General features: G+C 66.4%; 10 protein-coding genes and 1 tRNA gene. 6 read left to right on the forward strand and 5 right to left on the reverse strand.

Translation table 11 applies throughout. The features are described from left to right. Positions 1-64: 64 nt before the first annotated feature. Positions 65-781: a thioredoxin domain-containing protein gene (locus VJ811_RS06600; protein ID WP_324071463.1), complete on the reverse strand. Its 717-nt coding sequence runs from the start codon at positions 779-781 to the stop codon at positions 65-67. A gap of 9 nt (positions 782-790) precedes the next feature. Beyond that, complete coding sequence (locus VJ811_RS06605) at positions 791-1,375, reverse strand: DUF721 domain-containing protein (RefSeq protein ID WP_414711918.1); 585 nt, start codon at positions 1,373-1,375, stop codon at positions 791-793. A gap of 256 nt (positions 1,376-1,631) precedes the next feature. Between VJ811_RS06605 and VJ811_RS06610 the strand changes: the two genes are divergently transcribed. The 3 genes from VJ811_RS06610 to nudC are packed head-to-tail and all read left to right on the forward strand — an operon-like array spanning position 1,632 to position 4,794. Then, entirely contained in the window at positions 1,632-2,642 is a 1,011-nt protein-coding gene (locus VJ811_RS06610; protein WP_324071465.1) for an A/G-specific adenine glycosylase, read from the forward strand. Further along, positions 2,639-3,925: a serine hydrolase domain-containing protein gene (locus VJ811_RS06615; protein ID WP_324071466.1), complete on the forward strand. Its 1,287-nt coding sequence runs from the start codon at positions 2,639-2,641 to the stop codon at positions 3,923-3,925. Before VJ811_RS06610 ends, VJ811_RS06615 begins: the two co-directional genes overlap by 4 nt. Continuing rightward, positions 3,925-4,794, forward strand: a complete 870-nt coding sequence (gene nudC, locus VJ811_RS06620; protein WP_324071467.1) for an NAD(+) diphosphatase — start codon at positions 3,925-3,927, stop codon at positions 4,792-4,794. Before VJ811_RS06615 ends, nudC begins: the two co-directional genes overlap by 1 nt. Before the next feature lie 190 nt (positions 4,795-4,984). Here the strand turns inward: nudC and VJ811_RS06625 are convergent, their stop codons facing one another. The 3 genes from VJ811_RS06625 to VJ811_RS06635 all read right to left on the reverse strand — a co-directional run bounded on the left by VJ811_RS06625 (position 4,985) and on the right by VJ811_RS06635 (position 7,674). Further along, the gene (locus VJ811_RS06625) at positions 4,985-5,377 is read right to left on the reverse strand and encodes a DUF2497 domain-containing protein (protein ID WP_324071468.1); all 393 of its coding nucleotides are present in this window, start codon (positions 5,375-5,377) and stop codon (positions 4,985-4,987) included. Positions 5,378-5,481: 104 nt separating this feature from the next. Then, positions 5,482-6,975 carry a TolC family outer membrane protein gene (locus tag VJ811_RS06630; RefSeq protein ID WP_324071469.1) on the reverse strand — a complete coding sequence of 498 codons (1,494 nt, stop codon included), beginning with the start codon at positions 6,973-6,975 and terminating at the stop codon, positions 5,482-5,484. 36 nt (positions 6,976-7,011) lie between these two features. Further along, positions 7,012-7,674 (reverse strand): protein-L-isoaspartate O-methyltransferase, encoded by a 663-nt coding sequence (locus tag VJ811_RS06635; RefSeq protein WP_324071470.1) that lies wholly within the window; start codon positions 7,672-7,674, stop codon positions 7,012-7,014. 266 nt (positions 7,675-7,940) lie between these two features. On the opposite strand from VJ811_RS06635, the gene VJ811_RS06640 reads away from it, so the two are divergent. From VJ811_RS06640 to VJ811_RS06650, 3 genes are all read left to right on the forward strand, one after another. Further along, positions 7,941-8,014: transfer RNA gene (locus VJ811_RS06640), tRNA-Cys, on the forward strand. Positions 8,015-8,471: 457 nt separating this feature from the next. Further along, positions 8,472-8,852, forward strand: coding sequence for an OsmC family protein (locus VJ811_RS06645; RefSeq protein WP_324071471.1), 381 nt, complete (start codon positions 8,472-8,474; stop codon positions 8,850-8,852). 50 nt (positions 8,853-8,902) lie between these two features. After that, positions 8,903-9,523 (forward strand): TetR/AcrR family transcriptional regulator, encoded by a 621-nt coding sequence (locus VJ811_RS06650; RefSeq protein ID WP_324071472.1) that lies wholly within the window; start codon positions 8,903-8,905, stop codon positions 9,521-9,523. The last annotated feature ends 522 nt before the right edge of the window (positions 9,524-10,045 follow it).

Consider the following 10,045-nt stretch of genomic DNA (forward strand, 5'->3'; position numbering starts at 1 on the left):
AAGGGCGATACGAAGCGATGCGGTCATATTCTTACTTTCTCCACAGAACGGGAATGCGGCGCTTTTAAGCGGCCTTGATCGCGAGGTCGAGTTTCGATTTGAGTGCGGGCCATGCGGTGACCCCGGCATTGCGGCCATTGACGAAGAAGCTCGGGGTGCCTTCGACGCGGTCGGCATTGAGCCCGATGTTTGTCATGCCGGTGAGTTCGGCCTGCGCCACCTCGCTGTCGAGTGCGGCACCGATCTGCGCCTGGGTGTAGCCGCGCGCGCGCATCAGCGCGGTGAGGCCGATGTCGGCGGCGATCTTGCGGGCGCGCTCGCCGGTGGTGCCTTGGAACCAGCTCGTCGTCTGCGCGTCGGTCGCCTTCTGGACCTTGGCGATGAAGGCCGGAAAGGCGCTGAAGATCGCCTGATGGTTGCCCGCGAATGCCTTGGCGCCGCCGCAGCGCGCGAGCAGGGCAGCGGTCATATCGACGGGGTCGCGCACGAGGTTGCGGTATTCGAACAGCACGAGCCCGCGATCGACATACCCCGTCTTCAGCGGCAGCGCGCTCGCCTTCGCGAAATCGGCGCAGACGTGGCAGGTGTAGCTGAAATATTCGACGAGTTTGACCTTCGCGGCGGGGTTGCCGACGAGGAAGGCGCCGATCGGCGTCGTCGTCACGGTTTGCGACCAGAGCGTGGGTTTGGCGGGCGTCGCGGCGATCAGGCCGAGCGCGGCGCCCGAAAGCGCCAGCACCGCCGCACGGCGATCGAGAAGCGGGTCGTCAAAAGCGGACATCCGTCTTTCCTAGCTTATACGGGGAAGCTTGGGCGGCGTCGCCAGCCCTGCCGCCATGCGTTCGAGCACGGTGCGCAGTTCCGGGTCGCCGATGTCGCGCAGGCTGTCCCCCAGTTCGGCGGGTACGGGTTTAAGCATTGCCGGTGGCTGAACGGGCGCGGCGGGAGTGACCTGGCCGTGCGTCATGCGGACCTGCGCGACGGCGGCATAGCCGAAGAAGCGGTTGACCGCGGCGATGATGTCGGGCGCGACATGCTGGAGCATCGGGGCGTGCGCGCCGCTGATCGTCAGGTGCAGCGTGCCGCCCGCTTTCTGGCCCGCCGGAAAGCGGATCATCGCGGGCTGGGTGACGTCGGCGAGCCGGTCGCCGACGATCTCGCGCCAGCGGCTGACGACCGAGCTTTGCACAAAGCCGAATTTGCGAAAGGCGGCGCGGCCGATTTCGGGAACCAGGTCGGACACCATACGCGCTTCGCCGCCGCGCGGGCGTTCGTAAACGCGCACGGGCGGCTTGGCGGTTTTCGCCCCCGCCTTTGCTGCGCCTTTCGCCTTGGCCTTTTTGGCTGGCGCATCCTCGCCTACGTCTTTCGTCATGGCGGGTGCCATGCCATAGGCGGGGGGTGAGCGTCCAGACTTCCGCTATCGCAGATGACACTGAATCACCCCTCCCCCTCAGGGGAGGGCGGCGAGACTTGCGAACCTGTTCGCTAGTCGCAGCGGGTGGGGGTCATCGGCCTTGCGCTAGGCCGATGGCCCCCACCGGCGTCGGGTGGACCAGCCCCCGGCTGGTCCAGGTCGGTCCGGGGGACCGACCGAACCGACACCCCCCTCCCCTGAAGGGGAGGGGCTTATGAGTTTTTCCACGCGTCTCCTGGACTGGTACGACCGGTCGGCGCGGGTGCTGCCGTGGCGCATCGCACCGAACAGCGGCGGCGAACCCGATCCCTATCGTATCTGGCTGGCCGAGGTCATGCTGCAGCAGACGACGGTCGCCGCGGTCGCGGGCTATTTCGCGCGCTTTACCGAACGTTGGCCGACGGTTGCCGATCTGGCGGCGGCCGACGATGCCGACGTCATGGCGGCGTGGGCGGGGCTTGGCTATTATGCCCGCGCGCGCAACCTGCTCGCCTGCGCGCGCGTGGTGGTCGCGGACCATGGCGGGATATTTCCCGATAGCGAGACGGGACTGCGCACGCTGCCGGGGATCGGCGATTATACGGCGGCGTCGGTCGCCGCGATCGCCTTCGGACGCGCCGCGGTGGTCATCGACGCCAATATCGAGCGCGTGATCGCGCGCCACCGGCTGATCGAAACGCCGCTGCCGATGGCGAAGCGCGAGATTCGCGCCGCGCTGGCGCCGCTCGTTCCGGCGGAACGGCCGGGCGATTTCGCGCAGGCGCTGATGGACCTTGGCGCGACCATCTGCACGCCGCGCGGCCCGGCGTGCGCGATCTGCCCGCTGATGGCCGACTGCCGCGCGCGTGGGCGGCCCGATATCGAGCGCCTGCCGGTCAAGCCGCCGAAGAAGGCGAAGCCGCATCGGCACGGGCTGGCGCACTGGATCGAGCGCGATGCGCAGATCTGGCTCGTCCGCCGGCCGGGCAAGGGCATGCTCGGCGGGATGCGCGCGCTGCCCGGCGGCGAATGGGGCGATGTGCCGTCCGAGTCGGGAATCGTTAGCGTCGATCATGGCTTTACCCATTTCGACCTGACGCTGACACTGGTGCGGCGCGAAGCCCCGTCCGAACACCCCGATGCCGCAGCGGAAGGCCGATGGTGGCCGATCGCGGACCTTGACGCGGCGGGGCTGCCGACGCTCTATCGCAAACTGACCGACAAGATGCTGGAGAGAGACGCATGAACATGATGGTGTCGCGCCGCGCGCTGATGGGTGGGATGGCGCTGGCGGGTGCGGGGGCGCTGCTGCCGCGCGCCGCGCTGGCGTGGAAGGTCGACGGCGCCGCGCTCTATCCCGCGACCAACGCGTTCATCAAAGGCTTCGTCGACCGCCGCGAACTGGCGGGCACGCTCGCCGCGATCGGCAAGGGGCAGGACGCCGCGGTCTTTTTCGGTGCGGGGGTGCAATCGAACGATTCGGCGACGCCCGTCGGTCCCGATACTTTGTGGCGCCTCTATTCGATGACCAAGCCGGTCACCGGCATCGCCGCGATGCTGCTGATCGAGGACGGCAAGATGACGCTCGACCAGCCGATCGCCGACTTCCTTCCAGCCTTTGCGAAGATGAATGTGCAGAACACGCCCGACGGCTCGCTCACCGATGTGCGCCCGGCGAAAGGCCCGGTCACGGTGCGCCAGCTGCTCACCCACACCGCGGGGCTCGGCTATAATATCATCCAGAAGGGGCCGATCAAAAAGGCCTATGACGACAATGGCATCGCCGGGGGGCAGGCGAGCCGGCTGCCGATACCGGGCTTCGCGCCGGTGACCCCCGCGCCGAGCCTTGCCGTGATGGCCGACCGGCTCGCGGCGCTGCCGCTGGTCTATGAGCCCGGCACCAAATGGAGCTATTCGATCGGGCTCGACCTGATGGGGCGGCTGATCGAGGTCGTATCGGGCCAGCCGTTCGACGCCTTTCTGAAAGCGCGATTGTTCGATCCGCTCGGCATGACGAGCACCGGCTTCATGGTCGCCGCGAAGGACGTCGCGCGCTTCACGAGCAATTATGCGCCGTTCGGCGGCGCGCTGATCCCCTTCGATCCCGCGGCGAGTTCGATCTATCTCGACCCGCCGCCCTATCCCATGGGCGGCGGCGGGCTGGTGTCGAGCGCGCGCGATTACGACCGCTTCCTCGCGATGCTGCTCGGTGAGGGCGAAACGGGCGGGAAACGCGTGATGAAGCGCGAAACCGCGCGGCTCGCGATGTCGAACCTCATCGCCGACAGCGTCGACCGTAAGGGCAGCTTCATCGACGGGCAGGGCTTTGGCGCGGGCGGCCGCGTGTCGCTGCCGACCTCGCCGGGCGGCGAGGGGATTTTCGGCTGGGCGGGCGCGGCGGGGACGATCGGCTTCGTCCACCGCGGGCTCGGCTATCGTGTCGGCGGCTATACGCAGATCATGCCGCCCGATGCGGTGTCGTTCCAGGGCAAGTTCGGCGAGACTTTCTTCAAGGATGTGATGCGCTGATGCCTTTACCGCTTGGTTTCACCGGGGCGTGGCTCGACCGCGCCGATCAGTTGCGGACCAACGAGGCGGCGTTTGCGGCCGCATCGGCCGATCCGCGGGCGCGCTGTCTGGTGCTCGACGGCATCGACTTCGTTCCGCGCGAAGGCGGCGGTCTCTTGTGGGAGCCGCTCGACCCCGCTGATGACCGCGCGCTGATGCTGCTCGGCATCGACGATGACGGGATCCCGCATTTTGTGCGCGAGGCTCCGGTTGGTGCGCGGATCGATGCGCGGTCGCGCACGGTGATGCGGCTGCTTCCTTTGCTGTCGGGCGAAGAGGCGGCGCTTTACGGCGGCGCGCGCAGCTTGCTCGACTGGCACGCGCGGCATCGTTTCTGCGCGGTGTGCGGATCGCCGACCGACCTGTTTCGCGGCGGGTGGGGGCGGCGCTGTGGAAGCTGCAACGCCGAGCATTTCCCGCGCGTCGATCCCGTCGTGATCATGCTTGCCGAATGTGAGGGGCGCGTACTCGTCGGACGGCAGGGCGGTTTTCCGCCGGGTTTCTTTTCGGCGCTCGCGGGCTTTGTCGAACCCGGCGAATCGCTCGAGGAAGCGGTCGCGCGCGAATTGTTCGAGGAAGCGGGAATCCGCGTCTCGGACGTCACCTATGTGGCGAGCCAGCCCTGGCCGTTCCCGTCGTCGCTGATGATCGGGTGCCGCGCGGTCGCGAAGGATCCGGCGCTGACGCTCGACACGACCGAGATCGAGGCGGCGATGTGGGTCGACAAGGCCGAGGTGCGCGCCGCGCTCGCGGGCGATATGGGCGCGCCGTTCATGGCGCCGCCGTCGCTGGCGATCGCGCGCTATCTGCTGGAAGATTGGGCGGGCTGATTCTTTCGCTCCCCCTTGATGGGGGAGGCAGCGAGACTTGCCAGCTCGCTGGTTAGTCGCAGCGGTGGGGGTGCGGTCGCGGCCTGAAACCAACAGCGCGAGGATGCGCGTTCACCCTCATCCAACTTCGCCTAGTCGCTGCGCGACAAGGCTGCGTATCCTTCTCCCATCGAGGGAGAAGGAAGAGATGTTAGAGCCGCTTGCCGGTGATCCGGCTGATTTCCTTGGCGACCATCGCCTCGACCAGCGCGGGCAGGTTGGCGTCGAGCCAGTCCTTGAGCATCGGGCGCAGCGCGTCGAGGACGACATCCTCCATCGTGCGGCCGGCGACCGTCGGGGCTGCAACGGTGGCAGCGGCCACCGCGGGCGTCACCGCGGCGGTCAGTGCTTCGAGCGACTGGCGCGCGGCATCGGCGCTTGCTTCGGAAACAAGCTCCCCGGCCGCGGGCGCAGCATCGGCCCGGTCTTCTTCGTCCTGAAGGTCGAGAATATCGTCGGCTTCGGGGACGCGGATCTCGCGTGCCGAACCCGGCGCCTCGTCACGAGCGATCACGCGCCGAATCGACGACAAGATATCTTCCATCGATGGTTCCCGCGACATATCGCCCATAACCAACCCCCTAAACCATCGCGATTACCGGATGGTTAACCGTCTTCTTACCGATTTGGGGCGCGTTTTGCCAAGCCTTATTGTGGCGAGAGCGACGGCGGGCCGACCGGAACACTGGCGGTCGCCGCCGGAACGGCGCGCGTGTCGGTCGCGACCTGCTGCGGCGCCGGATCGTCGGCCCAATCCCAGATCTCGCCGCGCACGCGCTTGTAATTGACTTCGGGATCGTAGAGCGCGCCGCCACCGATGCCGAGATCGCGTGCTTCGGCCTTGCCCATCGCGGCGAGGACCGAGAAGGCGGCGACGTACGAGTTGCGCTGCGCCGACACGAGCTGGACCTGCGTGTTCAGATATTCCTGCTCGGCGTTCAAAATATCGAGGATCGAGCGCGTGCCGACGCTGTTTTCGGCGCGCACGCCCTCGAGCGAGAGCGCGTTGGCGCTCACCGCCTGCTGCGTCGCGGCGATGATTCGTTCGTTTGCCTGCCACGCGGCATAGGAGCCGCGCGTCTGCGCGATCACGCCGCGTTCGACCTCGACATATTGTTCGATCGCCTGGCTGCCGCGCGACTGCGCCTGCCGCACCTGCGCCGAGCGGCGGCCGCCGGTGAAGATCGGCAGCGTCACCGACACGCCCGCCGCCGCGGCGGAGGTTTCCTGCGTCACGCCGACGCCGATGACGCCGCTGTTCAGCGAGCCGAGGTAATTATTATAATTGCCGCCGAGCGTCGCGGAGAGTTTCGGGGCGCGCGACGCCTTGGCGGCGCCGATGTCGGCTTTCGACGCGCTCACCAGCTGGTTCGCCGATTCGATGTCGGGATTGTTGTTCAGCGCGATCGCCACCGCCTCCTCGGCGTTCGCCGGCAGGTTCGGGAGCGTCGGGGGTGCTTGCAGGTCGGTCGGTGCGTCGCCGACAAGCCGGATATAGGATTCGCGGCTGGCAATCAGGTTCGCCTCGGCGTTGCGCAGATCGCCTTCGGCCAGCGCGAGCCGCGCTTCGGACTGGGCGACGTCGGTGCGCGTCAGGTCGCCGATCTCGAAGCGGTCGCTCGTCGCCTGCAGGTTGGTGCGCAGGACCGAGACATTCTTCTGGTTAAGCTGGACGATCGCCTGATCGCGGATGACGTCCATATAGGCGCCGACGACCTGCGAAAATATGCTTGCTTCGGTGGCGCGAAGGTCGGCTTGCCCGGCCTCGACGCGAAATTTGGCGGCACGCACGGCGTTGCGGACCGCACCGCCCTGATAGATCGGCACCGACAATTGGCCCGACCCTGTGACCGATCGCATCGGCGAGTTGAAGCTGTTGCCCGGGGTGATGATATTTTCTTCATAATCGGCGCGGGTGTTGACCTCGGGAAGGCCGAAACTCTTCTGGATCGGCACATTCTCGTCATTCGCGCGCTGTCCCGCGCGCGCGCCGGTCAGCGTCGGATTATTTTCATAGGCCTTGGCCAGCGCGCCTTGCAGCGTTTCCGCCTGTGCCGCCGCGGGCAACAGCAGCGCGCCGACCGCAAGGCCGGCGAGCCAGCGCGCACGGCGAAGGGGCTGCTTCTTATTGTTGTCGTGCATAAAGATGTCAGCCTGAAACAAGGAGGGAGGTTGCTTTTAGAATTGGAAACCGGCCGGCGCCGCAAAGCCCGGCAGCGGCGCGACGTCCATATCGGCGAAGCTGCGCAGCGCGACCTTGCTGCCGGCCTTCACGCCCTCGACCAGCCGCGTCACCGCTCCCTCGCGCCGCGCCGCGATCAACCGGCCGCCGTCGGCGAGCTGTGCGACAAGCGCATCGGGCAGCATTTCGATCGCGCCCTCGATGATGATGCGGTCGAACGGTGCGGCATCGGGCGCACCGGCGGCCAGCGGTCCCTGGATCCAGCGGATATTGCCGTTGGCGGCCGCGCCCTCTGCCACCGCCATCAATTCACCCTGTTCCTCGACGGCGTGGACCTCGGCGCCGAGCAGCGCGAGCAGTCCGGCGGTGTAGCCCGTCGCGCTGCCGATCAACAGCACGCGCTGGCCGGGGCGGATCGCCGCCGCGACGAGCATCCGGCCGGTAACCAGCGGCGCATTGAGCGCGCGGCCGTGGCCCAGCGCGATCGCGCGGTCCATGTAAGCGACGCGGGCGAGCGCGGCGGGCACATGCGCCTCACGCGGTGCCGCGGCCATCGCGCCGACCACCGCGGGGTCGATGACATCGTTGGTCCTCAGCTGGCTGTCGATCATGGCAGCGCGCATCTCTGCCGCAGTGATTTCGCTAAACTTCGTCGCCATCAGCCTTTTCCAATTCCCTGGAACTTGAACCTTTGCGGGGCAGCTTTAGCCGAAGCAATGCTGTATTGCAATAGTAATACAGCCCCGCAGCCGCATCGCGTGTCGCATAGCTGCCAATGGGGGTGCCGCCAACCCTCATCGCGCGCTGCGCCGCGGCCCGGGCGGTGCCGTTCCGGCGAATCCTTGACAAGGCAGCCAAAGCCCCTCACTAGCGGCGCCGTCCAACACCCGGCCCGTCCCGATCAGGATGCGGTAATTTGGCATGAGGCCCGATGGCGGAGTGGTGACGCAGCGGATTGCAAATCCGTGCACGCCGGTTCGATTCCGGCTCGGGCCTCCAAACTTTTCCCAACGTTGCGAAATCAGACTGAACTTGCGTCGATGCCATGGCATTGGCCCCCATCCCCCAGTCTGTAGCGCCGGTTTCTGACCGTAACCTGACGGTAGGCCGTTCGGCAGCCACAACAACAAAGGGCTGCTCCTTTCGGAGCAGCCCTTCCATTGTCTTGCCTGTCGCGGACAGCTTAACCGAGCTGGACCCCCGCGAGGAAGGTCATGCTCAAATCTGCCGCATGCGGCGTGTGACAATGAGACATTCGACCACCTCCTTTCGCTTGTTGACGATGAAATCAATGTAAGATTCCTGGCGGTCAGTTCAAGATGTTTGCGTTTGCCCCGCACAAGGGGCCGGGCGAACGATATTCAGCTTGTGAATCGTTCCGCATTTCTGCTTGCCGTTTCGGCGTCGCGCCGGGAAAGACGTTTCTGTCGGACTCGTTCGCATGGAGGACAGCAGCATGGCCCATGGCACCGCCCGTATCGGCAAGGATCATTATCGCACCGCGATCAACGTCGGCGGCCATGACCTGATCGGCGACGAGGGGCCGGGGCTGGGCGGGCAGAATCTGGGGCCGGCGCCTTATGATTTCCTGCTCGCGGGCCTCGGCGCGTGCACCGCGATCACATTGCGCATGTACGCCGACCGCAAGGGGTGGCCGCTCGAATCGGTCGATGTCGGCCTGCGATTGCTGAGCAAGGACGGCCTCCGGGTCGATCGCGTGCTGACGATCGCGGGGCTCGACGACGAACAGAAAGCGCGGCTCGCGGATATTGCCGAGCGGACGCCGGTGACGCTGACGCTGAAGGGCGGGTTGCCGATCGACACGCGGCTCGCCTGAAGGGCGCGCCACTGGACATATTGTCTCACCTCACTTATATACCAGCCGTTATGGAAATCGAAACCGCCACCGTCGCCACACCGCATAAGGGCCGTCCGCGCGAATTTTGCGTCGACATGGCGCTCGCAGCGGCGCTGCGCGTCTTCTGGTCGAAGGGCTATGAGGGTGCGTCGATGGCTGATCTGACCGAGGCGATGGGGATTACCAAGCCGAGTTTGTACGCGGCCTTCGGCAACAAGGAAGCGCTCTTCAACAAGGCGCTCGATCTCTATGAGCGCGAAAAGGCCGACTATATGCATGCGGCGCTCGATGCGCCGACCGCGCGCGGCGTCGCCGAGCGGCTGATGTACGGCGCGCTCGACATGTACACCTGCCCCGAGAATCCGAACGGTTGCCTCGGCGTGATCACCTCGGTCGCGTGCGGCGCGGAAGCCGAATGTATTCGCCAGGCCGTGCTCGAACGCGGCGCGGCGGCGAAGCGCGCGATGCTCGAGCGCTTCGCGCGCGCCAAGGAAGAGGGCGACTTCCCGCCCGACACCGACGCCGAAGGCCTCGCGGCTTTCCTGACCGCGGTGAACCAGGGCATGTCGGTGCAAGCCGGCGCCGGTGCGACGCGCGCCGAACTCGAACGGCTCGTCGAAACCAGCCTGAAGCTGTGGCCGGGGCGCTAGTAGAAAAATTTTACTGCCCGGTACAGAATGGTCTTGACGCAGCGCAACAATAGTTTTATACCGGTCAGTATACAAAGATAGGCTCTCCCCCGAGACCGGCCGCCGTATGGCAAAGATCATGCGGCGGCCGGATTTATCATCCAGATTATTTTCCCGGGAGCGGGTCCTGTTCCGGTCGGCGCCTGATGGCGTTCGTCCGCAAGACATAACAGGGAGCCGGCGCGCGCATTTCCAGATGCGGGTGACCGGAGGGGCGGTTGTCCTCTTCGAAGAGGGCCGTCCAGCAATGAGGAAGTTTCAAGACTGAACCGAAGGCATGCGCTTTCGGGGCCGAGACCCGCTGCGCCTCGCGCGCGGCCGAGCCGAATAAAGAGAAGAGGGCATCCCATGACCGTCCACACCCCGATCGAAAAACTCGACCCCGCCGACGCGAAGGTCCGACGCGAACTCAAGACATTGCTCCATCCCGGTCGCGGCCGCCGCGCCGCGTGGATCGGCGCATTCCTCATACTCGTCATCGGC

The sequence above is a fragment of the Sphingopyxis sp. genome (genome assembly GCF_035250425.1).
Classification (GTDB): Bacteria; Pseudomonadota; Alphaproteobacteria; order Sphingomonadales; family Sphingomonadaceae; genus Sphingopyxis.